Source organism: Clostridium minihomine (genome assembly GCF_900240385.1).
In the GTDB taxonomy this organism is placed as follows: Bacteria; Bacillota; Clostridia; order Oscillospirales; family Acutalibacteraceae; genus Faecalispora; species Faecalispora minihomine.
This window is the reverse complement of sequence record NZ_OEQH01000004.1, coordinates 68,763-91,514: the sequence shown is the minus strand read 5'-3', so window position 1 is coordinate 91,514 and position 22,752 is coordinate 68,763. Positions and strand designations below refer to the sequence as shown.

The 22,752-nt window shown below is 45.9% G+C and carries 25 protein-coding genes and 1 tRNA gene; 21 read left to right on the top strand and 5 right to left on the bottom strand.

Translation table 11 applies throughout. The features are described 5' to 3' along the window. Nucleotides 1-171 precede the first annotated feature (171 nt). From C1A02_RS10115 to C1A02_RS10015, 20 genes are all read left to right on the top strand, one after another. A complete protein-coding gene (locus C1A02_RS10115) occupies nt 172-651 on the top strand; it encodes a phage tail terminator family protein (protein ID WP_129588161.1) in 480 nt (159 codons plus the stop codon). Then, entirely contained in the window at nt 648-1,919 is a 1,272-nt protein-coding gene (locus tag C1A02_RS10110) for a phage tail sheath subtilisin-like domain-containing protein (protein ID WP_101698108.1), read from the top strand. Before C1A02_RS10115 ends, C1A02_RS10110 begins: the two co-directional genes overlap by 4 nt. Before the next feature lie 12 nt (nt 1,920-1,931). Then, nucleotides 1,932-2,366 carry a phage tail tube protein gene (locus C1A02_RS10105; protein ID WP_101698107.1) on the top strand — a complete coding sequence of 145 codons (435 nt, stop codon included), beginning with the start codon at nt 1,932-1,934 and terminating at the stop codon, nt 2,364-2,366. A gap of 13 nt (nt 2,367-2,379) precedes the next feature. Beyond that, the gene (locus C1A02_RS10100) at nt 2,380-2,769 is read left to right on the top strand and encodes a phage tail assembly chaperone (protein ID WP_101698106.1); all 390 of its coding nucleotides are present in this window, start codon (nt 2,380-2,382) and stop codon (nt 2,767-2,769) included. 274 nt (nt 2,770-3,043) lie between these two features. Then, on the top strand, nt 3,044-4,537 hold the full coding sequence (locus C1A02_RS10095; protein WP_101698105.1) for a hypothetical protein: 1,494 nt from the start codon (nt 3,044-3,046) through the stop codon (nt 4,535-4,537). Further along, complete coding sequence (locus C1A02_RS10090; protein WP_101698104.1) at nt 4,534-5,346, top strand: hypothetical protein; 813 nt, start codon at nt 4,534-4,536, stop codon at nt 5,344-5,346. The genes C1A02_RS10095 and C1A02_RS10090 overlap by 4 nt, the downstream gene beginning before the upstream one ends. A gap of 4 nt (nt 5,347-5,350) precedes the next feature. Further along, a complete protein-coding gene (locus C1A02_RS10085) occupies nt 5,351-6,289 on the top strand; it encodes an XkdQ/YqbQ family protein (RefSeq protein WP_101698103.1) in 939 nt (312 codons plus the stop codon). Nucleotides 6,290-6,293: 4 nt separating this feature from the next. Next, complete coding sequence (locus C1A02_RS10080) at nt 6,294-6,533, top strand: hypothetical protein (RefSeq protein WP_101698102.1); 240 nt, start codon at nt 6,294-6,296, stop codon at nt 6,531-6,533. Next, nucleotides 6,530-6,922 carry a DUF2634 domain-containing protein gene (locus C1A02_RS10075; protein WP_101698101.1) on the top strand — a complete coding sequence of 131 codons (393 nt, stop codon included), beginning with the start codon at nt 6,530-6,532 and terminating at the stop codon, nt 6,920-6,922. The genes C1A02_RS10080 and C1A02_RS10075 overlap by 4 nt, the downstream gene beginning before the upstream one ends. After that, nucleotides 6,906-7,994: a baseplate J/gp47 family protein gene (locus tag C1A02_RS10070; RefSeq protein WP_243577984.1), complete on the top strand. Its 1,089-nt coding sequence runs from the start codon at nt 6,906-6,908 to the stop codon at nt 7,992-7,994. Before C1A02_RS10075 ends, C1A02_RS10070 begins: the two co-directional genes overlap by 17 nt. Next, nucleotides 7,995-8,549 (top strand): putative phage tail protein, encoded by a 555-nt coding sequence (locus tag C1A02_RS10065; RefSeq protein ID WP_101698099.1) that lies wholly within the window; start codon nt 7,995-7,997, stop codon nt 8,547-8,549. It begins immediately after the preceding gene. Continuing rightward, nucleotides 8,546-9,121: a hypothetical protein gene (locus C1A02_RS10060; RefSeq protein ID WP_101698098.1), complete on the top strand. Its 576-nt coding sequence runs from the start codon at nt 8,546-8,548 to the stop codon at nt 9,119-9,121. The genes C1A02_RS10065 and C1A02_RS10060 overlap by 4 nt, the downstream gene beginning before the upstream one ends. Continuing rightward, nucleotides 9,122-9,718 (top strand): hypothetical protein, encoded by a 597-nt coding sequence (locus C1A02_RS10055; RefSeq protein WP_101698097.1) that lies wholly within the window; start codon nt 9,122-9,124, stop codon nt 9,716-9,718. Between the two features lie 18 nt (nt 9,719-9,736). Further along, on the top strand, nt 9,737-10,168 hold the full coding sequence (locus tag C1A02_RS10050) for a hypothetical protein (RefSeq protein WP_101698096.1): 432 nt from the start codon (nt 9,737-9,739) through the stop codon (nt 10,166-10,168). Beyond that, nucleotides 10,168-10,323, top strand: coding sequence for an antitoxin (locus C1A02_RS10045; protein ID WP_101698095.1), 156 nt, complete (start codon nt 10,168-10,170; stop codon nt 10,321-10,323). The genes C1A02_RS10050 and C1A02_RS10045 overlap by 1 nt, the downstream gene beginning before the upstream one ends. 52 nt (nt 10,324-10,375) lie before the next feature. After that, on the top strand, nt 10,376-11,782 hold the full coding sequence (locus tag C1A02_RS13625; RefSeq protein ID WP_207204897.1) for a hypothetical protein: 1,407 nt from the start codon (nt 10,376-10,378) through the stop codon (nt 11,780-11,782). 11 nt (nt 11,783-11,793) lie between these two features. Further along, nucleotides 11,794-12,150, top strand: a complete 357-nt coding sequence (locus tag C1A02_RS10030; RefSeq protein ID WP_101698093.1) for a hypothetical protein — start codon at nt 11,794-11,796, stop codon at nt 12,148-12,150. Next, a complete protein-coding gene (locus C1A02_RS10025; protein WP_101698092.1) occupies nt 12,147-12,302 on the top strand; it encodes a DUF433 domain-containing protein in 156 nt (51 codons plus the stop codon). The genes C1A02_RS10030 and C1A02_RS10025 overlap by 4 nt, the downstream gene beginning before the upstream one ends. Continuing rightward, a complete protein-coding gene (locus C1A02_RS10020; RefSeq protein ID WP_101698091.1) occupies nt 12,286-13,125 on the top strand; it encodes an N-acetylmuramoyl-L-alanine amidase in 840 nt (279 codons plus the stop codon). Before C1A02_RS10025 ends, C1A02_RS10020 begins: the two co-directional genes overlap by 17 nt. A gap of 12 nt (nt 13,126-13,137) precedes the next feature. Next, complete coding sequence (locus C1A02_RS10015) at nt 13,138-13,596, top strand: phage holin family protein (protein WP_101698090.1); 459 nt, start codon at nt 13,138-13,140, stop codon at nt 13,594-13,596. 354 nt (nt 13,597-13,950) lie between these two features. On the opposite strand, the gene C1A02_RS10010 is transcribed toward C1A02_RS10015, so the two are convergent. From C1A02_RS10010 to C1A02_RS10000, 3 genes are all read right to left on the bottom strand, one after another. Continuing rightward, entirely contained in the window at nt 13,951-14,478 is a 528-nt protein-coding gene (locus tag C1A02_RS10010) for a GNAT family N-acetyltransferase (RefSeq protein ID WP_207204896.1), read from the bottom strand. A gap of 172 nt (nt 14,479-14,650) precedes the next feature. Continuing rightward, nucleotides 14,651-14,947, bottom strand: a complete 297-nt coding sequence (locus C1A02_RS10005) for a hypothetical protein (RefSeq protein WP_101698088.1) — start codon at nt 14,945-14,947, stop codon at nt 14,651-14,653. 384 nt (nt 14,948-15,331) lie between these two features. Further along, nucleotides 15,332-15,407 (bottom strand) — tRNA-Pro (locus C1A02_RS10000). A gap of 300 nt (nt 15,408-15,707) precedes the next feature. Here C1A02_RS10000 and C1A02_RS09995 point away from each other — a divergent pair. Further along, nucleotides 15,708-17,669 (top strand): methyl-accepting chemotaxis protein, encoded by a 1,962-nt coding sequence (locus tag C1A02_RS09995; protein WP_101698087.1) that lies wholly within the window; start codon nt 15,708-15,710, stop codon nt 17,667-17,669. 413 nt (nt 17,670-18,082) lie between these two features. Here the strand turns inward: C1A02_RS09995 and C1A02_RS09990 are convergent, their stop codons facing one another. Both C1A02_RS09990 and mfd read right to left on the bottom strand, forming a co-directional pair. Next, nucleotides 18,083-19,153, bottom strand: a complete 1,071-nt coding sequence (locus C1A02_RS09990) for a hypothetical protein (RefSeq protein ID WP_101698086.1) — start codon at nt 19,151-19,153, stop codon at nt 18,083-18,085. A 114-nt stretch (nt 19,154-19,267) separates the two neighbouring features. After that, complete coding sequence (mfd, locus tag C1A02_RS09985; protein ID WP_101698085.1) at nt 19,268-22,729, bottom strand: transcription-repair coupling factor; 3,462 nt, start codon at nt 22,727-22,729, stop codon at nt 19,268-19,270. Nucleotides 22,730-22,752: the final 23 nt, after the last annotated feature.

Below are 22,752 nucleotides of genomic sequence, written 5' to 3'. Positions count from 1 at the left end.
GTTTCTGCTGTATTCCCCGTAAGGATAGAAGCCGGTTTTGGTATCCGGTGGTTTGCGCAGAGCTTCCTTTTTCAGTGAATGAAAACGGAGGGAATTGCGGAAATGGTTTCCTGTGGTTTTCGAGGGGTGAAACGTTTTGGTTACCACGGAACCGAGAAAGGACAGGTGAAAATGAAGTGGGCTGACAATCTTGTATTGCCGGAGCCGATGAAGCAAAAGGTGCAAGAAAACCGGCTGAATGTGCTGGATTCTCTTTTGCTTTCTTTGGCACAGTATGCATCGGGGCAATTTCCCGAGATACCGGTTGTTGTTGGAAAAAAACCGGAAGAAGGTTCTTCTGCCATTCAGGTCAGGTGCCTGAACATTCAAAAGGAGAAAAAGACAGCGGATACACTGGAGTTGATTTTTCGTGCGGCATTTTGCTATTATCCGCAGAATACGGCAGATGAGTATGAAATGCTGGATGCGGTATTCCGTATTCAGGAAAATTTGAGCAGGCTGGACAGTCCAATAGGGATTTTGATCTGCCGGGATTTTGATTCGGAAATAAACGATGGCTGGGCACAAGCGGCCTGTTCGGTTCGGATCAAAATGCAGGTGGATGAGAACTCTTTTATGATTGAAAAAACAAATCAGGAGGTTATTGTATGATTCAAATTCTACCGGGAACTCAGGTAAAGGTGGCTGCGGGCCAGCGCGAAACAGCGCTTAGCGTAACGGGCACAGTGGCGATGCCGCTGGAACTGGATTGGGGCGAAAAAGTAACTGTGATTCGACCTGGTGCTGATACCAGAATGTCACTGGGCTATGCCATGAACAGCGAAGAGCTGAAATGTGTGAATGAGGTGCTGGGCGGCGCTGAGAAATTGATTTTGTACCGGCTGAACGGTTCTGGTGAAAAGGCAAAAGCAGCTTTGAGCGAAAGCATTACTGTGAGAGCAAAGTATTCCGGAAAGCGCGGCAACGACATTACGGTTTCTGTGGAGCCCAATGGCGGCGCGTGGGATGTTACCACTTTGCTGGGAACTTTTGTAGCGGATACTCAGACCGTTTCCAGTCCGGAAGATTTTACTGCCAATGATTTGGTGGAATTGGAAGGGACTGGAGAGCTAAGTTCTGTTGTGGTAAAACTGACAGGCGGTTCTAACGGAACAGTTGGAGAAGATGACTGGAGTGCATTTCAGGCAGAAATGGAAAAGCAGGAGTTTAACGTGCTTTGTTATGTGGGAACGGATCTTGCAACAGCAAAAGCATTGATTGGCTGGGTGAAGCAGCAGCGCCAGAAAAACAATATGATTCAAATGGTTCAGAGCGTGGTTGCAGCGAATCATCCTGCTGTCTATTACAGCACCATCGGCGGTAAGACTTCGGATTATTCCCTTTCAGCAGCGCAGGCCTGTGCAACCATGGCCGGCTTGCTGGCACAGCAGGGAGTTAAGGGGAGTTTAACCCATTTTAACCGAGTTTCCGGTTGGCTGGATGTGAGCCGACAGCTGACCAGAGAGCAGCAGGAAGCAAGGGTACAGGCCGGTGAAATCCTGTTTGTAATGCTGTATGGCGTGCCTGCAGTTTTGTATGATATTAACAGCCTGACCACCTTTACAGAGGAATGCCCAAAAGATTTTTCTAAGGGTTTGGTTATGCGCACTTTGGATCAGTATGCCAGAGAATTGCAGAAATTGCTGGATAGCCGCGTAATTGGCAAGGTTCGGAATGATCAGAACGGCCGTGCGCAGGTGAAGTCCATGATTTTGGAAATGACGGTGCAGAACTATTTGAATCAGGGATATATTGAAGGTTTCACGGCAGACGATATTTCTGTGACTATGACTGCGGACCGAGATGCGGTTACGGCCGGTGTCGCTATTCGTGTCGCAGATACCGTGGATAAAATTCAGATTACCGTAACAGCGGCTTAAGGAGGAAAAAATATGAGTTTGACGAAATTACAGAATCTGCCCTCTGGACATGACGGACAGGGCTATTTGCGAATTAAGGGACAGGTAGTTCCCGCTTTTAAAATCTCGAAAATTTCTGCCAAGGTGGAAGCGGTTGTGGAAGCCAAACAGTTTTTGGGCGAACGGTTTGAACAGAATGCGGTGCGCGGACTGAAGGGAACCGGTGATTTGACTTACTATCACACCACCCCCGCGCTTATTCAGGCCTATCGCAACTATAAGAATGGTTCGGACTTTCCGAATATCACTTTGCAGTATTATTCGGATAACAAAGAAGAGAACCGCATTGAGGTCACTTTGTCCGGTGTGGTGCTGGCAACGGTGCTGATGGGCACGCTGGACGACAGTTCTACCGAAGCCCAGAAAAATGAAAGCTCGTTTACATTCAATGACTTTGATTTGATTTAGGAGGAACTATTTTATGGATAAATCGTTGGAACTGTTTTTGAACCCCAACCGTAAGCCCAACAAAAAGTTTAAGATGAGTACGTTTGGCGAGGCGGAATTTGAAATGAAGGTTTTGTCCGCAGAAGAAGGGGCGCAGGCTTCTGTAATAGCGCGGGAAAAGAAATTGCAGGGGATAGAAATGCTGTACCCCACCATTATCGCCAGCCTGGTTTCTCCCAATTTGCGCAGCGCCGAACTTCTGGACGCGCTTTCTCAGCGGGAAGGCAGAAAAGTTTTGGATGCAATGGATGCGTTTAAACTGTTGTTCACAGACGCGGAGGTATCTTCTTTAATTAGCATTTATAACGATTATGCTGAGGTAACCTTCGATTTTAACGATAAGGTGGAAGAGGCAAAAAACTAATCCAGCAGGGCGAGGACAGCTTTTTTTACTTTGCACATATCGCCCTGCAAAATCATAATATTTTGCCTCATGAATTCCTGAATCTGCCGGTTCCAGAAAAAGCATTCCTGATTGCCAGCGACATTATTGCCAACGAATCCATAAAATCCCGATAGGGGCGTTGTTGTGGTATTCGGCTGAAAGATAGGCCGGATACCACAAACAGGTTGGCTTTTCTGGATGAAACAGGAACAGAATAAAAATTCCACTGAGGATGGTTTTAGGAGGTGAATCCTTGGCAAACGCATTAGCATTAATCCCAGTAGCAAGCCGATCTATTTCCATAATGACGAAGCTGAACAGTGCAACAGCCGGTTATCAAAGCAAAACCATATTGGCTCAGCAGGCAGCCTTTCGGTTCTCTATGAGTTTACAGGGTATGGGGAATTCTGCCCAAAAATCTCAGAATGCGCTGGATAAGGCAAAAGAGAAAGTCAAAGAGCTGGTAAAATCCCTGGAATTAGGGAAAAAGGCGCTCAATGGTTTTAAAGATGCATTTCAGCTTGCCCAAACCATGGAATGGAAGGAGAAAACATTTCAGTCCATGACCGGTTCGAAAGAATCGGGCACCGCTTTGATGGAGTATGCCAAACTTTATGGCCAGAACAAGTCGATTTTGGGTGCAGAGGGAACCGTGAATGCTACTGAGGCATTTCTGCCCTATACAACGGATTTGGATGAAATTCAGAAGTTGTATCAGCTGACAGAACGCCTATATGCCAAGAATCCGGGAAAAGGCATTGATGGCGCTGTGAATACCATGAGCAGCATTTTAGCCGGAGACGTGTCGGCCGCGAAAGGGCAGTATGGAATCACAGAGCTTAGCGGTGACAACATGCAGACATTCGCCGGGAATCAGGATATGCAGGGTACCATCGGATATTTAGATGATACCTTTAACCGATTTGGTGCCACGCAAGATTTGGTTACCGGCAATTTTACTTCTTTGATTATTCAGGCCGAAATGTTTGGAAATAAAATTCAGGCTGCACTTGCAGATCAGGCAGGCCCCATTATTCAGAACCTTTCTTATCTGTTTCAACAGTTAAACGAAGCCATGGATGCGGGAAAGTTTACCCCATTCTTTGAACTCATCGGACTGGGATGTGAAATGGTGGGCAGTATGATTGGCTGGATTGCAGATAATCTGGATTGGTTGATTCCGACGATTGCCGGTGTGGCGTCAGCATTTCTGATAATGGTTAAAGTGATGAAGGTCGTAAGAGCGGCAATCGAAATTGTACATTTGACCTTGACCGCCATGACGGGAAACTGGTTGGGTCTAATTGCAGCCATTATCGGGGTAGCAGTCGGCGTTGGTGTTAGCAACAAAATGAAAGAGGAAATGGATAAATTAGAAGATTTAGAAAAAAATCTGGAAGATCAAAAGAAGATTTATAATGAAAACAAAAAAGAGCCAACAGAGGATAAGAAAGAAAGCCTGGTAGATAAAATTAATACGAATCGGCCTCTTCCGGTTGAATTGAGTAATACTGCCCCAATCAGCGTAAAGGGAGAAGTAGAGATTGAAAAAGAGTCTCAGCGGTATTTGTTTGATTTGGCGGCCCAAAAAGCATTTGCCACATTCAATATGCAGCAGGTGGTTCCTCAGGTAATCATTCAAAATCAAAATGTATCGCAATCCGCAGATTTGGAAGAAATCAGCCGTGGTCTGGGTGATCTGGTGTTCCAGAATCAACAGGTTCAGGCAGCGGGGGTGTATGGATGAATTATTATGTGAATTTGGGCGGAATTATTATTTGCGGCATTACAGGTGTTTCTGACGAAATGGGAAGGGAAATCAATGCTTATGATTCCATTGGCATGGGAAAATTTTCAGTTCCTGACACAGCTGGGCTGAGAACCTGGACCATTGAATGTCAGCTGACGGAAATCAATAAGCCTTTTGTGAGAAACTGGACAGCGGCACGAAAAATTTTTGCTGGATTTGATACCCTGCTGAACACCAAAAATCCCAGCCGTTTTATTTTTACTTCTCAATATCGGACGGATTCTCTGTCTGCCTATCTGAGAAGCTACACAAAAACAGAAAAGTTCCCCGGTGTATATGATGTATCCATTCAGGTGGTGGAGTACAAACCGGTTGGAATCAAAACCACCGAAGTGCCGTACATTCAGCGGCCGGGTAAAGTTCCGGATCCGCCGAAAGTGGTTGTATTGAATAATAAAACCACACCTTATACCATTACCAGAAAAGGGGGTGGAGGTGCACCCACAAGCAGCACGGATAAAACGGGTGGAAATGCGCCTTCAAATGAAACGGCTCCAGGTACTGGAAACGATAACGAAAATCCCCCCGATGAATCGAACGATAAAGTGCAGACTTTTCCTAGGATCGGCCGAATGGGTTATGATAAAAAGCTATATATGGATTGTTTAATGGGTAGAAATGCTGCAGATACCGGTCCAGAAAAGGCATTTACAGCTATAAAAAACACCCTCGTTCGCTGGCGCACAGAAGAAATCGCTAGAAGAGAGCAGCATGAGAGAGATATAGCAATTAAAAAGGTGAGGTGATATCATGCTCATTATAAAAAACGAGGATATTTCTTCGTTGGCCTCAAATGTAAAATACAGTTCCCAATGGAATAATGGGGCCGGACAGCTAACTTTTGATTATCCCACACACCTCACCAAACGCTATCCAAATGGCAGCACGGTCATTTTTACCTATGGAGAGGCAAAAATTTTTTACGGATTTTTATTTACAACTAAACAAGACAGTAAAAAGTATAGCTGTCTCTGTTATGACCAGCTTCGATATCTGAAAACCAATAACTCTATCTTTCGTCCGGTTTGTACATTAAGTGAGTTTGTAAATACGGTTGCTTTAGCGGTGGGGGAGCGGATTCGCCTGGGAACCGTAGAGGATACAAAAGTAAAGTTGAGCAAGTACCGTTTTGCGAATCAGACTCATTTGGATATGCTGTACCAGTCCATTCAAGACAGCTTTATAGAAAATAACTACTGGTATGTGCTGAGAGATCATTTTGGGCAATTGGAGTTACGAGATATGGTCAATTTGCGCCTGCCCATTATTATTGGAGATGGTTCTATGGGAACCGGTTTTGAGTACGAAAGTTCTATTGATCAAGATACATTTAACTATATTAAGGTAGCCAAGGATGACAAAAAAAGTGGCATAAGCAATCTTTATACGGCGGGAGATGCCAGTACCATTAAAAAGTGGGGAAAGCTCATTTTTTATGACAATGTTTCAGTGGATTTGAATGAATCACAGCTTGCCACAAGGGCAAATCAATTATTGCAGCTGAAAAACCGCGAAACCCAAACGCTGAAAGTGGACGGTATTGGAGACACCCGAGTGATGGGCGGCAGCGGAGTGCGGGTTCAAATTGCAGAAGCAGGATTAGATGTTTGGAGTATTGTGGAGAGCGTAACTCATGATTTTTCAAAGAATAATCATACCATGAGTATGGATTTAAGATTTGTGTGGTGATGAGATGGATTTAAACACGGCGATTAAAAATATTGTACAGGATTATTTAAGGAATCATCAGTCTGCGGATTTGATCTATGGAATATGGAAAGGCACCTCTGTTCAGCTGGATAACAAATCGCTTTCTGTTCCTTTGGATATGATTGATGTTCCCAAACACCTTACAGTAGCGATTGGAAACCGGGTGATTCTGTTTCAAAAACAGGGCGGGCAGCGGTTTGCCCTTTTGGGGGTGTTGTCATGAGTGTTTTAAAGACCTATCCTGCGGACTCCCCGGTGTTTTCTATTCCGTCTTTAACTTGGAAAATCCGGGGAAACCGCCTGCAAGGCATGATAGATGGGAAACAGGCGGCGGCCCAGGCGATTGAGCTGACTTTATTGACGGAGCGGTTTGAGCATGTGACTTTTTCCAACGATTACGGTGTGGAATTTGCGGAACTGGTTGGAAAAGACCGGGAGTATGTGCGTGCAGACTTGAAGAGAAGAATTGCGGAAGCGCTGGAGCAGGATGACAGGGTGATGGAATTATCGGATTTTCAAATAGAGTTTAAAGGGGAAAAGGCGATAGTTACCGTAACGGTCCAAACGGAATTTGGAGATATCCCACTGGAAAGGAGTGTGCAGATTGGCTGAGGTTTATGAGTATGAAACCCTGTTGCAGCAAATGCTGGACAGGGTTCCGAATCAATATGACAAGCGCGAAGGAAGCATTATTTATAATACCCTTGCTCCGGCGGCGCTGCTGTGTGCGCAGCAGGCATTTATGATTGCCTATATGATGGATTTGCTGTTTGCCGATACGGCGGAGGGGGAATGGCTGGATCGGGTGTGCGCGGATTTTGGGTTCGCACGCAAAAAAGCGACTTATGCAGAACGAAAAATCAATACCTTTGATTCGCAGGGGAATCCGATAGCGGTTCCGCTGAAAAGCCGATTTTCTGTAGAAAACACCAGCTATGTTCTGACAGAGGAACTGGCAATCGGACAGTATCACGCACGCTGTGAACAACTGGGAACACAGGGAAATGCGTATTCGGGAACGATTTATCCGGTGGATCATCTGAACAATTTAGGCAGTGCGGAAATGGAAGCCTTGCCATTGGTGGCCGCCCGCGATACGGAAACGGATGAAAGTTTTCGGCAGCGGTTTTATGCGGCGGCCAGAAAAAGCCCGTATGGAGGAAACATTGCGGATTACGAAGAAAAAACTCTTTCGGTTATTGGAGTGGGAGCGGTAAAGGTATTTCCCGCCCATTTGATGGAAGAGGCCGGTCAGGTGGGAATTGTAATCGGCGATAGCAGAGGCAAAACTGCTTCGGACAAATTAGTAGAGGCTGTTCAGGCAGAAATGGGAATTGACGGTGACGGAATTGCCCCGGTTGGCCACACGGTGACGGTAAAAACCTCTACCGATTTACCGGTTAATGTTCAGGCGGAGATCAAGATTCGAACAGGTTCTACTTTTTCGGTCATTCAGCCCTCTGTAGAAAAAGCGATTTCGGATTATATTGAAGCGGTGAGCTTTGTGGACGAAACGATCTTTTTTGCTAAGCTGCAAGCGACTATTTTGGACAGCCATCCGGAAATTGTGGATATTGGTACAGTTGCAATGAATGAGGCCTCTCAAAATTTAGAGCTGAGCAAAAATTTTGCTGCCTATCAGGTTCCGGTAGTGGGGACCATCACTGTGACGGAGGTGGCGTAATTGTTTTATGACCAACCGTCAAATTACATTGATTTCATTATTCCACCATTGCAGGATCTGCTGGAGGTAAAGGAAATTGCAAAAGCGGCCGATTTTGAAATCGACCGCTTATCCGCTTCACTGAAAAGGGGAATTGAGAACCGATTTCCCACGACTTGTGATGAATCCGGCTGCGCCCGCTGGGAAAAGATTCTGGGGCTTTCAACGCCGATGAACAGTTCACTGAAAGCCAGAAGGGACGCTATTCGAGCTAAGATTATCACAAAGCCGCCCATTAACCGAAACACGCTGCAATCCATTGTGGAGGCCTATATGGGCCTGCCGGTGCAAATTGAACTGGATGGATTTCATGTGCGGATTCGTTATCGTGGGGAATCCAGAATTGCGGATTTAAAACCGCTGTATATTACTTTATGGGAAACACTGCCGGCAAACCTGCTGGTGGATATTTCTTACCTGTATGTAACATGGCAGCAAGCACAGCAGGAATATCCTACATGGGCCGGCTTTCAAGCAAAAAGCTGGGAACAGATTCGTAAGGGGGTATCTATTTGAAAACCACAGAAAACTACGGGCTGAAAAAGCCAGACTATGAAGATGGCGCGGACATTAACGTCATTAACGAGAACATGGACGCAATCGATGCTGGGATGGTTGCCCATGCGTCTGATGAAAAACTGCATGTAACACAGCAGGATCGCGAACTGTGGAATCAGGGGATGATGAGTACTTATCTTCACAAAAAAACAGGTAAAGTGCATGAGCTGACCGGGCAGGGAAATATCATTGAATTTTTGGCTACAGCCAGTATTGCGGAGGGCGATACTTGGACGGTCAACGGCCAGCCGGTCACAGCCAAGTTGCAAAACGGGGAGCCTTTGCCCGCTGATTTGTTTAAGGCTGGCAATTGGGTAACCGGAGTGCGTTTGTCGGACGACGGCACGAAATTAACTTTTACTGCTAGTGGAAGTAAAAATAAGTCATTGATATTTAAAGTGGGAAAAGGAAATGGTGAAATGTCCTATGATGGAACTGCTGCCAAAAGTGTAGAAATACCACAAGTGCAAATCAGTAGTTCAGCGCCTTCTTATACTTTATCATCAGGTATTCTTTATGGGGTGTATTAAATGCCAGAATTATATACCAACTATGCCGGAACAAATCGAAAATTAAAAGAAGTGCATTCCAATTATGTCGGGATTAACCGGAAGGTAAAAGAACTGTACACATCTTACGCGGGAGTAAACCGAAAAATTTTTACAGGAGGAGTAGGATATACAGTGACAACCGGTGGTTCTTCTTCATCAAGTGTTAAGTGGAATTTTTATATAAATGATGATGGTTCCGGACGTATGGATGTTGATAGACCGACGAAGGGAAAAGGTACAGGATACTTTATAATAACATTTGAAAGACCTGTAAAATTAGGCAGAGGTGCTACGATAACAATATCCGGTAGGCAAGATGTTTGGAAAATGGGTATCGTTTATATTGGTTGTACAGAGTTTGATAGTTCTAATTCCATGAGTACATCTGGTGATAACGTTTTTAGTTTTCGCAATACAACAACTACAGAAACATTTAGTAAATTAAAACTGTATATCGATGGTTCATTTCACTCAGGTGGAGAATCCTATGCACTATTATGGGTTGATCCAAAAGGAATTAAAATTAATGGTGAGCCCTTAATGGGTATGAGCGGAGTTCTACCAATAAACGAATAAAAACAGGAGAGAAAATTTATGTCACAACAAATTATCCTCGCACAAGGTACCGTAATTGATGTTGCCGTTGTCAACGGACAATCTATCTATTATCAGGGAGTGCAGCGTGATTCTCTTGAAATACAGATTGCTAAAGATTCCATTTCTTTTGATGAATTGGATAAGCTGACTGCCGATATGGCTAACACAGACCGACTGACACTGATTACCTTGGAAGGTGATCAGAAAAGTCAATCGGTTTTGGAACATTATATTATTCGCACCAAGCTGGAGCTAAAGCCTATAACGATTCTGTCCTCTAATGGTGAAAGTACGGATGAAACTATAGAAAGATATTCTGTTACGCTAGCGCAGCTTACTTATCAGGAACAGCAGGTAAAGCAGATGGCAGACGAAATTGCTGATGCACAAAAAGCAATTGCTGCCTTAGCGTTTGGAGGTGTAAAATAATGTCTATTTTAATGAAAATCGCCTGCCGGGTAATTGCGCGGCGCAAAGCAAGCGGGGAGGCCTTTGAAGATATTATGAAAGACTATCCGCTGATGACCGCAGATCAAGTGAATGAGGTGAGAAAGGAATTGGACATAAATGAAAATCTGGATTGACGAAGGGATTTTAAGCAAAAAGCTGGGAACAGATTCGTAAGGGGGGATCTATTTGAAAACTACAGAAAACTACGGGCTGAAAAAGCCAGACTATGAAGATGGTGCGGATATTGGCATCATTAACGAGAACATGGACGCAATCGATGCTGGGCTGTTTGCCCATACATCTGATGAAAAACTGCATGTAACAAAGCAGGATCGGCAGCTGTGGAATCAGGGAATGATGAGTACTTATCTTCACAAAAAGACAGGTAAAGTGCACGAACTGACCGGGCAGGGAAATATCATTGAATTTTTGGCTACAGCCAGTATTGTCGAGGGCGACACTTGGGCAGTCAACGGCCAGCCGGTCACGGCAAAAATACAGAACGGCTCCGTATTACCCGCTGATATGTTTAAGTCGGGCAATTGGGTTACCGGCGTACGGCTCGATGGTGATAAGCTGGGTTTTAGGTCGGGGGCAAGCTCCACCCCCTCAATCTTTGGCAACGGGAGCGATGGTGATGCCGTTATCACTAACACGGTATTTCTGCCTGTGCCGGTTCCGCATCAGTCAATCGTTGAAAAACAGTATAAATCCCTTACTATTAATCCTGGAGCCGTTTTCAAATGTGCCGCACACAATGCGGGGCTGATTATCCGGGTGCAGGGCGATTGCGTTATCCATGGGACAATCGATCAGTCGGGGCTTGCACCAAAAACTAATCCGCAAAACACCTATCCTTACCCCGCGCAGCTTGTTTGTGGCAACGGCGGAAGAGGAGGGTATGGTGATGGGGGAACAAATGGCAGCGGTGGCGGCATTTATGGCAGTGGCATGCTTAAGCGAACTTACGGCGGCGGATATGGCGGCGGAGGCGGAGGTGGTGGTGGCGGTGGCTCTTCTGCTACCGGCACAGGTACTGGTGGAGCAGGAGGCGACGCTACCGGTATAACTATAAATACTACTCCTAATATCTGGGTAGGAGGCTCTGCCGGCGTGACTGGCACCCCAAATGGTGGAAATGGTAGTTATGGCGGAGGCGGTGGTGGCGGCATAGGGCAGGCAGGAGTTTCTGGTGGCAGTGGTAATGGCGGCAATGGGAGTTATGGCTCTGGCAAAGCAGGCGTTGGCGGTGGTGGCGGCGGTACTGGTATGTATGGTGGAGGTGTGCTATTACTGTATGTTAGCGGTAACTTGACCATAGATGGAAGCATAAAAGCCGACGGAAATAATGGTTATGGCGGCGGTGCTGCTGGATACCCAACGTATAACGGCAATTACGGTGGCGGAGGCGGCGGTGGAGGCGGCGGTGGTGGAGCTATTTACATCTTACACCGCGGCGTGTACACAAATACCGGACTGCTGCAAGTTAATGGCGGCGCTGGCGGTAATAAAGGGTCTGCTGTGGGTAAATCCGGTAGCCTTGATGGAAATGCCGGTGGTATCGGTTCCATTACCGTTATCAAGCATAAATAAGGAGGTTTATCATGTCAAAACAAATCAGAGTCGCAATTTTTCATAACGAGTACGATAGCACAAAACAGTACGCCGAACAGCTTGCGGCACAAATCAACGCAGAAACAAAGCTGATAAATTTCCGCGATCCATACCCATGCGCAGAAGTTTTGCCGATGCGGGCCTCCCCTAATGTAGCATTGCTTTTGTTTGCGGACTCCCTCGAAGAAATGCGGGAGCCTGTAGATATACTGGCACAACTGGGGTATATCCGCAATCGGGATACTGTCACTGAAATCATTAATGAGTTGATTGAATCAGCGGAGGAATTACCCGCCGAAACTGAGGCGAAAATAGCCAATACTTTTTTTGGAGGTAGTGCGGTATGATGCCAATTTTAAAAATCGCTTGCCGGGTAATTGCCCGACGCAGAGCAAGCGGCGAGGCTTTTGAAGATATTATGAAAGACTATCCCTTGATGACCGCAGAGCAGATAGATGTGGTGAAAAAAGAATTGGATATCCATGAAAATCTGGCTTGACGAAGGGCACGGCGGCGCACAGCCCGGGGCCTGTGCCCTTGGCTGCCGAGAAAAAGATTTAACGCTGCAAATTGGGAATGCGCTGGAAGCGGAACTAAGCGGGTGCGGTTTTATGGTAAACCGCACCCGTACTGCTGATGTGGATGTGGGGTTGTCTGCCCGGGCAAGCCGAGCCAATCAATGGGGAGCGGACTATTTTGTTTCGATTCATCTAAATGCCGGTGGTGGTCAGGGCGCTGAAACCTGGTGCAGCATTACTGGTGGCCAATCTAAGACATTGGCACAATGCATTAACACTCAGCTTGTTGAATTAGGCTACAAAGACAGGGGTGTAAAATCCCGAAAAGGCAACGACGGGAGGGACTATTTGGCGGTGATTCGGGAAACAAATATGCCCGCTGTATTGGTTGAGGTAGGGTTTATCGACAGTGCATCGGATAGGGCATTGTTTGATGCACACAAAGCTGCTGCCGCCATTGCGAAAGGAATCTGCAATCATACGGGAATTGCATACCAGTCTGCACAGATTTCTCTGGATTGCATTGTGTCTGCCCCCGCAATCGTCGGCCTAACCCTCGATACCAAAAGCAAAGATATGGCTGCTGGCGGCAAATACACCCTGTTGGCTAAATGCAAAGACAAGCCTGTTATATCTACTGTGGGCCGGGACGTTATCTCTGCATCTGAACCCCGACTTGATCCCAAAGGCCGGGGGTGGCTGATTGATATCGAAGGTCTTCCGCCGCAGCCGATTGCCAGACATGGACATATTCAGGTGACCGCAGACGGAGTGACTCGGCAGTGCAATTTTAATGTTTGGTAAAGGAGGGGTTGAATGGACAAGATGAAAGCGCTTTTGGTAGCCGGATTTGCGGCGCTGTCTTCCTGGCTGGGAATTTTGGCAATTCCCGTTTATCTGCTGGTGCTGGTGAATGTGATTGACTATGTGACCGGAATTGTGGCTGCGGTTTACCGAAAAGAAGCGGTTAGTTCCTGCCGGGGAATTCGGGGAATCGTGAAGAAAATCTGTATGTGGCTGTTGGTCGGTGTGGGTTCCATTATTGATATTTTAGTGGCTTACGGTGCAGAACAAGCAGGACTCTCTTTGCATTTTGGGTATGCCGTAGGTTCTTTAGTTGCCGTGTGGCTGATTTGCAATGAACTGATCAGCATTTTAGAAAATGTAGCAGATATCGGCGTGCAGATGCCATCTTTCCTGATGAAACTGGTGGATCGCCTGAAAGGTCAGGTGGAAACTCAGGCAGAGGAATCCGTGACCGAAATTTTAAAATAAAGAAAAGGGAGCAAGGATTTTTCCTTGCTCCCTTTTTTTAGGGCTCTATGATGTTGCTGAGGGGAACTATTCTTAGATTTTAGTCAGTGGCACAGACTGGAACAACAAAAATCTGGCGGCTAAAATCCAAACGGATGAAAATGCCTATATCGACGGCGTTTGGAACTCCGGCTATTTTAATCTATATTTGTTCTGCCCAAACAGACTCATTCTCACTTTTAAAAGAACAAGAAATGATTCCGAAACAATCGGGAGGGCAAGCACAATTTAAAAAACTGCACCGAATCACTTCAAAATGGCTGACTGGTGCAGTGTTACAATATAATTTGATTGATTTAAATGCAGATAGAATTGCTACAATGTGCATTCTAACTGACAATCATATGGTTCTTTTTCCACATGAAACAGGTTATACTCCTGCGCTTCACAACACCCCATCGCACGATAGAAAGCTTGACTTTCCAGTGCGGAATGGGCCGATATATATAGTTTTTTCGCACCATGCTCTTTGGCCCAAATTTTAGCCAGTTCAAATAATTTCTTTCCAATCCCTTTTCCGCGCATGTCTTCCGACACATGAATTGCAGACAAGTCTAAATATTCTTTGTTTTTTCCAAATAAAGCAGGCTCTACAGAGAAAAATCCTTTCAGCATTCCATTTGAAAATGCTCCCAATACTATGCCGCCTGAAGTGATCGTATTCTTTAGGCAAGCTATCAATTCACTGTATTCTTCTTCGTTCCAATCATCTGTAAAAGGGGCATCTTTTATACACCATTGTTCATCCACTTTACGCCAACATTGGTTTACAATTTGGTGACGCTGAAAATGTTCAAATAGTTCCCGGTTGATTTCAGTTGCCTGAATCTCTATATATTGCATAGGAATCTCCATTTATGTAAACGTTTATCGTAATTATTATAATGCTTCCAATAAAAAAGCAATATGCATGGTTTAATCCCGAATACATTACTTTTCGGTCGATTTTAGTCCCACAAACAGGCCGCTTGGTTTTTTAAATCTATCTAATTGAAAAAACAGTTTGCTGTCAATATCAAACAGTATCCTGTTTTTTTCGTACCTTTAACACCAGTTTGTGAAATACCTTAGATAAATAAAATAGAATTAGCCAGATGACACCGATGTTTCCTGCGAATTGCAATAGATTAATTTCCAGCCCAACAGGAAATTCAGAAATAGGCCGATGCAGAGTGATAAATGCAGTCGGAAATCCGAAATGAGAAACATGTACAAAGCTTTCTTTTCTTATTGGGAATACCCCTGCAAACAAAGAGATTGCCGTTGCAAGAGCCAGTAATCTGACCTTATGGCTTTTTAACAATTGTTTCATGTTTCACCTCGGAATGGGTTTCATACAGCTAGGAATATGGTCAAGAGCATAATAAAAGAGCGAGAGAGTACATATTCATTCGATATTATGTAGAATCAAACAGAAATCTCTTAGAACCAACTGTCTCTGTATTGACATCGGTTTGTGGCATAAAACTGCGAGCAGATAATAGAATGACTATAGCATATATTTTATTCTATATATTTCTAACAATCAATCAAAAGAATAAGGAACACAAGAAACTGATGTTACCGGTGAGTTATGACACACCTAAAAAGCAAAATTTCAATGTTGCTATTTTAATTTCACACAATTTATGCTGCGATTGTAAAATAAAAATCGCACGAAACAGCCTGAAAATGGCTATTTGGTGCGGTTTTCTGGTGGTCGAGGTGACAGGATTCGAACCTGCGGCATCCTGCTCCCAAAGCAGGCGCGCTACCATCTGCGCTACACCTCGAAATATTTACTTGCCTTGAGATTATATCGGAAATTCTCCGGTTAGTCAAGGGGGTTCCTTTGTCAATGCAACAAAAAGAGAAATAATTGTCTTGATTTTATAGAAAGTTACCATTAGATGAAAAATTATTTTGTAGTTTGTTGTGAATTCACTAAATTAATACTACTTTAGGTCGAGAATTAATTATAACAGTTATATCTTGATGACTTTCGATTTTACATGCTTTTTTCCAGAAGATCATTAAGAAATAAATTGCGATGGAGGTTCGTTCCCCCACAAGATTTGATTTAGGGAGTTGGTATGATGAAAAGTATCCGTGTTCGGATCGCCGCAATTTTGTTGACCATTATTGTTATTCTATGCATTTCATTTGGGTTAGTGAACTCAATTTTAAGCGTGCACACCACTGACGCTGTACTAAAACAATCCATGACGAAAACATCCGGCGTAACGGCGGATCGAATTCATCAAGAATTGGCAGCTTATACCGCAAGAGTGTATGATGTGGGCAGTACATCTTATTTGGCAGATGATGCTGTACTGGCCGATCAAAAAAAGACTTTGCTGAGCCAGCGTGCCAAAGCTTTTGGGTTCGAACAGGGGAATTTGGTAGATAGCTCTGGCCTTGGGCTGGACGGAAAAAACTATTCCGGCTTGGCTTGCGTGAAAGATGCCCTTGGCGGAAAGATATCGTATTCTTTTCTTAATGGAAATTCAGGTGCCTTGGTATTAGCCGCTCCTCTTTGGGAAAACGGTATTCCGGATTCCAAAGTGAAGGGTGCGGTCTATTTTGTGTCTAAAGAGACTTTCTTAAATGATATAGTTTTATCGGTGAAAGCAGGGGATTCTTCCCTGGTTTATCTGGTGGACAGCACCGGCACTATCATTGCTCATCCCCAGTCTGGTTCGGTGGGCAGTAAAGGGGACGGGGATTTGGCCCAGATGCAGTCTCAGATTGCCGCAAAAGAAACAGGTTACGATACCTATCAGGCTGAGGATGGCGCCAAAGTAATCGCTTATACCTCGCTAAATGACACATCCGGCTGGAGCGTGGCTCTGGTTATGGATCAATCGGAATTTATGAAGGCCGGCCTTACTGAAATTGTGTGGATTAGTGTTCTGGCTTTGGTCTTCTGCATCATCGGCGTCGTGGTATCCATTGTGGTAAGCAATGCAATTGCAAAGCCGGTTTCTGCCTGTGCAGATCGATTGTTTGCATTGTCGGAAGGCGACGTTACTTCCCCTGTACCCGTGATTCATACAAAGGATGAAACGGCTGTTTTAGCGAACGCCACAGAAGTAATCGTGTGTAATTTGCGATCGATGATTACGGATTTGGTGCAGCTGTTAGAAGAAATAGCCCATTCGAATTTTGATGTTTCTTCTCAGGCTACCAAGTGTTATCAAGGGGACTTTAGGCCGATTTCTGATCATATTCAAAAAATAGTCGTATCAATGAATCAAACGTTAACTCAAATCAGTCAATCTGCCAACCGGGTTTCGATTGAAGCCGAACAGGTTTCAATGGGCGCACAGCAGCTGGCGCAAGGGGCTTCGGAGCAGACAGCGTCTATTGAAGAACTGGCCGGTTCCATTCACCATTTGTCTGATAAAGTAAAAGAAAACGCCCTTAATGCGGTTCAGGCAGGGGAATGGGCCACCCAGACGATGGATGAGGTGGGGGTTTGCAATGATCAGATGCAGAAAATGGTAGAGGCGATGAGCCGCATCGATCAAACTTCTGCTCAGATTAGCAACATTGTAAAAGCGATTGAAGACATTGCTTTCCAGACCAATATTTTGGCTTTGAACGCAGCGGTAGAGGCCTCACGTGCAGGGGCGGCCGGAAAAGGGTTTGCTGTGGTTGCAGATGAGGTTCGCAGTCTGGCTTCTAAAAGTGCCGAATCGGCCAAGAGCACTTCTGTCCTTATCACCGAATCGCTCAGCGCAGTTGCAGACGGCACCAGAATGGCACAAAGTACATTGAATGCACTTCATGCGGTAACCAAGAGCATGGCAGAAACCCAGCGTGAGCACAGTGAAATTGCTGAGGTAACGCAGGAGCAGGCTCATGCGGTAGAAACGCTAACCACAGTTATGGATCAAATCTCCAGCGTGGTACAGACCAATTCCGCCACAGCTCAGGAAAGCGCGGCAGCCAGTGAAGAACTTTCCAGTCAGGCACAGCTGATGAAGTCACTGGTTGGTCAATTCAAACTTCGTTCTGCCGATTTGCATATGCAGCAGGGTAAAAAGCAATAAAAGCTTTTTCTGCTAAGAGATCGAAAGATAACTTTGTCTTTTTACAAGGGATTCTTGTTGATAAAACGGGCGTCAGAATTTATCTGGCGCCCGTTTTTGATACGAATGTTATTCTGAGTGAATGGTTTTATTGACTTGTGTAAGAAAGCATTACTTTGTCATTAATCGGAAAGAAAAAGCGGTTTTGGTTTTCTCAAGAACAAAAAGAGAATGGTACAAAGAGTTTAAAAATCACAAGTGTCGTCTTAGGGGTGTCTTCTTTTTAAAATATGGTGAAGAGATGCTTCTGTGACAAGATATCGCACCATTTACTTCCTGCTGGTTCAGCGAATATAATACCCAAAAACAAAAGGCTCCTTTCATTTTATCGAATGAAAGGAGCCTTTTCTGTGGTTGTATTTTATCTGATTAAGTTATTCAGCGCTAGACGAACTGCCGTTGTCTTTTGTTACAAACATACTGGGCTGATAGGAATCCAACGCCTTCTGATTCACGGTGACATTAGTCAGGGCATTCGCTTCCGTAGTCAGTGTATCAATGAATTCCGTTTGTTTCATATCTTTCAAAACCTGATCCCGTGTGCTGGCGTCTGCCAATTGGGCAGCGGTTTTCTTTGTTGCATCATTTTTGATGACCAAAACGCAGGCTTGAGAAGCGGTCAGAGTAATTGTTTTGGCTTCACCGACTTTCATGCCGTTAATCATTGTAACTAATTCGATGGGGTATCCGGATTCTTCATTCAAGAAGGTGGTTACATCCTGAGTAGGAGCATAGTCCAGTTTCAGTTTCTGTTTGGTTGCTTCTGCCGTTGCGGCAAAAGTGGTGGAGCCTTTGTTCAAAGCAGCCGCCTGATCCTCTAAAAACTTTTTATATTCGGTTTCGGTAGCCTCTTCCAAAGGCGCATAAGTGTTGGGGTCATATAAAGGAATCAAAACATAAGAGAAATCAGTATAGTTTCTTTCAAAGAATTCCTTCAGCTGGGCATCGCTGACTTCCATGGTGCCGCCTTTGCCGTAAATCGCCTCGAATACTTTGTTGGACTTCATGGCCACTTCTGAATAAGCCATGGTATAGGATTCCTTGGCGATTCCGTAGCCTTCCAGTGTGCTGCCATACTGAGCCCACTGGGTATTGGCAGAGCTGGTAATTTCTTTGGTTTCTTCTTCGGTTAAAGTCAAATTCAGCTCTTTCATCTTTTTGTCAAGAGCAAAAATCTGTTTTGTGTAATTCAAAGCTTGTTCTTTGATCCAGGTTGCAGCGTCTTTGTCCTCGACTTTCTGCTCCAGAACCGGCTTTGCGGCATCTTCCACTTTTGTCGAAGCGGTTTGATAAGCCACATATTCATTATAAATATATACGCCGATAGGAATTGTTTTCTCGTTTGTTTTGGCTGCCCAGGTTTTGTCCTGGCCCGAACAGGCGGTCATTCCTGCCAGCATTGCGATAGAAAGAACCGATGCTGTCAGTCTTTTTAACAAATTCATACGTCACACTCCGATATTTCAATTTCTTAAACCTGTTGTATTTAGGATATCCCTACTATACACTTTTCCCGTTTTTTTGTCCAGTTGCCATTTGGAAACAATAACCAGTTCGCATCAATCCTCGGTGTCCTGCATGGCCCGCAAAGCCTGCCCCAGCGTTTCTAATGGAGATGCCCCTTTCTCTGCCCGAACGCTGATGTATGGCTTGGAACCGGCGCTGAGCATCACACGAGAGCGCATCTGACTGATCATGGCAGAGATTCGCTTCATATCCACATGATCCACATAAAGCAAAAGGGTTTCGCCCTGCTGCTTCACTTCATAAATGCCAAGACCGGCCGCCATGTTGCGCAGCAGCGCCACATCAATCAGACCCCGAACAGCGGCGGGAGGATCTCCGAACCGGTCAATTAGTTCATCCAGCACATCGCTGGCATCCTCGTCGTTGCGAATATCGGCAATGCGGCGGTAAATTTCCAGCCTTTGACTTAAGTTTTCGATATATGGCTCCGGAATATGCGCCTGAATCTGCAAATCCACCAAACATTCTCCGGGTGGGGGCGCTTCGCCTTTCTCTTGACTGACGGCTTCTGCCAGAAGTTTCAGGTATAAATCGTATCCCACAGCTTCCATGTGGCCATGCTGTTCGCCGCCCAAAATATTGCCTGCACCGCGAATTTCCAAATCGCGCATGGCAATTTTAAAGCCGGAACCGAATTCGGTGAACTCCCGAATGGCAGACAGACGCTTCTGGGCAATTTCAGACAGCACTTTATTGCGGGTAAAGGTCAGATAGGCATATGCACGGCGTGAGGAACGACCGACGCGGCCACGCAGCTGGTGTAGCTGCGAAAGCCCCATCCGGTCGGCATTATCGATAATCAGGGTGTTGGCGTTGGGCACATCCACACCTGTTTCAATAATGGTGGTGCAGACCAGCACGTCAATTTCTTGATCCACCAGCTTGCGCCAAACTTCTGACAGCTCATTTTCATTCATCTTGCCGTGGCCGATTCCAATGCGTGCGTGGGGAACCAAACTTTGCAGCGTGGCGCTGACTCGATCGATTGTTCCGATATCATTGTGAAGGTAATAAACCTGTCCGCCCCGACGCAGTTCACGATGAATTGCGTCGGCCAGAATTCCGTTGTCATGTTCCAGCACATAGGTTTGTACCGGGTGGCGATCGTGGGGGGCTTCTTCAATCACAGACATGTCCCGAATTCCAGACAAAGCCATGTTCAGGGTACGGGGAATGGGGGTGGCCGAAAGTGTTACCACATCTACATTTTTGCACAGATCTTTTAGCTTTTCTTTTTGTGCCACGCCAAAACGTTGCTCCTCATCGATAATCACCAGTCCCAAATCTCGAAAGCGTACATCTTTGGATACCAGCCGGTGGGTTCCCACCACAAAATCCACCTCGCCCCGGCGCAGACGGCTAAGGATCTCTTCTTGCTGCTTGGGCGTGCGAAAGCGCGACAAAAGCTCCACCTTTATGGGGAAGCCTTCCATCCGCTTTAAGATGGTTTGGTAATGCTGCCAGGCCAGAATGGTGGTGGGAACCAGCATGGCGCATTGTTTGGAATCACTGATGCATTTAAAGGCGGCCCGCAGGGCAACTTCGGTTTTGCCAAAGCCCACATCGCCGCAAAGCAGGCGATCCATGGGGGATTCCCGTTCCATGTCTGCCTTGATTTCTTCAATGCACCGCAATTGATCTTCGGTTTCTTCAAATTCAAAATGAGATTCAAAATCCCGCTGCCACTCGGTGTCTGCACAAAAGGCGTGGCCTTTGGCATTCATACGCTGGGCATAAAGCTGAATCAGTTCTTTGGCCATGTCCTTCACGGCGCTGCGCACCCGGGCTTTTGTTTTCTGCCAGTCGGCACCGCCCAGCCGGTGCAGCCGAACCTGAGAATCCTCTCTGGGGCCGATGTACTTCGAAACCAAATCCAGCTGAGTAACCGGCACATACAATGTGTCGCTTTTGGCGTACCGCAGCTTCATGTAATCTTTTACGACGCCCTGCATGCTGATTTTATGAATCCCTTCAAACACACCGATTCCGTGGGAAGAATGCACCACATAATCGCCGGGAGAAAGCTCGGCAAGGCTATAAATTTCCTGACTGTTTTTGGCACGTTTTTTTTGCTTGCTTTTTCGTTGAGACAAAAGCCGTCCGTGGGTAATCAGGCCAAAAGCCGCACCGGGGTATTCCAGTCCGGCGCTTAATCCGCCTTCTGTTACCAAAACCTGGCCGGGGTGCAGTTGTTCCGGCTCTGCCACATAAATGGCATTCACGCCCTGTGCCTGTAAGTCTGCCGCGGTGGTTTGGGCGGCGCGCTGGCTTCCGGCCAGCACCACACAGCACCAGTTGCTGTGCATCATAGACTGAACATCTTCTGTTAAAAGCTGCATACTTCCGCTCCAAACGGAGCTTTGGCGGGCATTGACGTTTTGCAAAGTCTTGATAGGCGTTTCGTAGCTGCCCCGGGCAAAAGCATCCAGATAGATGGCACCGAAAGAAATGAAGTGCTCTAAAGCATATTGCCAGTCGGTACTGTAAGTATCCAAGCCTTTGCAAAGAATCCCGTGGGATAAATAATCCTTTAAATCTTCGCCCCATTGCCATTGGGTGGTGCGGATCCGTTCTTTGCCCTTTACCGGTTCCGATACGAACAATAACGTGTTTTCGTCGGCATAATCAAACACGGTAGCAGTTTTTTCGTATAAGAAAGGCAGATATTTATCCGCGCAGCCCAGCTGGACACCGGCAGAAAGCTTATCTGCTTCTGCATTTAACACCTCTTTGGCGGCGGTTGCTGATTTTCCCCGCAGAGAAGAAGCATGTTTGCGAATTTTTTGCGCCAGTTCTTCCGGGTGTTCGATTAAAGCTTCCACAGAAGGAGCAATGGTGATTTCGGGAATATTTACAGTGCGCCGCTGCGTTTCCCGGTCAAAGAACGAAATCGTGTCAATTTCGTCCCCCCAGAACTCCACGCGCACCGGGTTTTCTGCATCCGGTGTGAAGAAATCCAGAATTCCGCCCCGCAAAGCGTATTGCCCGGTTCCCTCAATTTGATCTGCCCGCACATAGCCGCAGGCCAAAAGAATATTTACCACATCCTGTGGAGAAATGGCTTGAGCGGCACGCAAGGTGACCGTTCGGCGGGCAAGCTCTTCCGGCGGCAATGTGTGCTGCAAGGCGGCATCCATACAAAAGATGATGCAGTCACAGCTGCCGGTTAAATAACGGGAAAGAGCGTGCAATCGCTGATGTTCGTATTCATGAGAACTGCCTTGGGTATCCCGAAAATTAAAGTCCCGCAAAGGATACAAAGCCGGGTGCATGCCCATGATGGACAAATCATCGTGAAGGCGCTGCGCCTCGGCTTCTTCAGAGGCAGCAACAAAAGCTCTGCGTTTGTTCAAAGCGCAGAGCGAATAGATTATATGGGCCTTATGAATACTCGACAGCCCTGTAACGGCTGCCGGGAGCTCTTTGGATTTTACAGCTTGATCCAAAGCTGTGAATTCTTTTAGAGCGCGGATGGCATTGATTAAGAATTTCATGAATCGCTACCTGCTTTTCTGCA

Bases quoted from the DNA above. Each gene is read 5' to 3' on its own strand.
- C1A02_RS10115 (WP_129588161.1), top strand. From the start codon at position 172: ATGAAGTGGGCTGACAATCTTGTATTGCCGGAGCCGATGAAGCAAAAG.
- C1A02_RS10110 (WP_101698108.1), top strand. From the start codon at position 648: ATGATTCAAATTCTACCGGGAACTCAGGTAAAGGTGGCTGCGGGCCAG.
- C1A02_RS10105 (WP_101698107.1), top strand. From the start codon at position 1,932: ATGAGTTTGACGAAATTACAGAATCTGCCCTCTGGACATGACGGACAG.
- C1A02_RS10100 (WP_101698106.1), top strand. From the start codon at position 2,380: ATGGATAAATCGTTGGAACTGTTTTTGAACCCCAACCGTAAGCCCAAC.
- C1A02_RS10090 (WP_101698104.1), top strand. From the start codon at position 4,534: ATGAATTATTATGTGAATTTGGGCGGAATTATTATTTGCGGCATTACA.
- C1A02_RS10085 (WP_101698103.1), top strand. From the start codon at position 5,351: ATGCTCATTATAAAAAACGAGGATATTTCTTCGTTGGCCTCAAATGTA.
- C1A02_RS10080 (WP_101698102.1), top strand. From the start codon at position 6,294: ATGGATTTAAACACGGCGATTAAAAATATTGTACAGGATTATTTAAGG.
- C1A02_RS10075 (WP_101698101.1), top strand. From the start codon at position 6,530: ATGAGTGTTTTAAAGACCTATCCTGCGGACTCCCCGGTGTTTTCTATT.
- C1A02_RS10055 (WP_101698097.1), top strand. From the start codon at position 9,122: ATGCCAGAATTATATACCAACTATGCCGGAACAAATCGAAAATTAAAA.
- C1A02_RS10050 (WP_101698096.1), top strand. From the start codon at position 9,737: ATGTCACAACAAATTATCCTCGCACAAGGTACCGTAATTGATGTTGCC.
- C1A02_RS10045 (WP_101698095.1), top strand. From the start codon at position 10,168: ATGTCTATTTTAATGAAAATCGCCTGCCGGGTAATTGCGCGGCGCAAA.
- C1A02_RS10030 (WP_101698093.1), top strand. From the start codon at position 11,794: ATGTCAAAACAAATCAGAGTCGCAATTTTTCATAACGAGTACGATAGC.
- C1A02_RS10025 (WP_101698092.1), top strand. From the start codon at position 12,147: ATGATGCCAATTTTAAAAATCGCTTGCCGGGTAATTGCCCGACGCAGA.
- C1A02_RS10020 (WP_101698091.1), top strand. From the start codon at position 12,286: ATGAAAATCTGGCTTGACGAAGGGCACGGCGGCGCACAGCCCGGGGCC.
- C1A02_RS10015 (WP_101698090.1), top strand. From the start codon at position 13,138: ATGGACAAGATGAAAGCGCTTTTGGTAGCCGGATTTGCGGCGCTGTCT.
- C1A02_RS10010 (WP_207204896.1), bottom strand. From the start codon at position 14,478: ATGCAATATATAGAGATTCAGGCAACTGAAATCAACCGGGAACTATTT.
- C1A02_RS10005 (WP_101698088.1), bottom strand. From the start codon at position 14,947: ATGAAACAATTGTTAAAAAGCCATAAGGTCAGATTACTGGCTCTTGCA.
- C1A02_RS09995 (WP_101698087.1), top strand. From the start codon at position 15,708: ATGATGAAAAGTATCCGTGTTCGGATCGCCGCAATTTTGTTGACCATT.
- C1A02_RS09990 (WP_101698086.1), bottom strand. From the start codon at position 19,153: ATGAATTTGTTAAAAAGACTGACAGCATCGGTTCTTTCTATCGCAATG.
- mfd (WP_101698085.1), bottom strand. From the start codon at position 22,729: ATGAAATTCTTAATCAATGCCATCCGCGCTCTAAAAGAATTCACAGCT.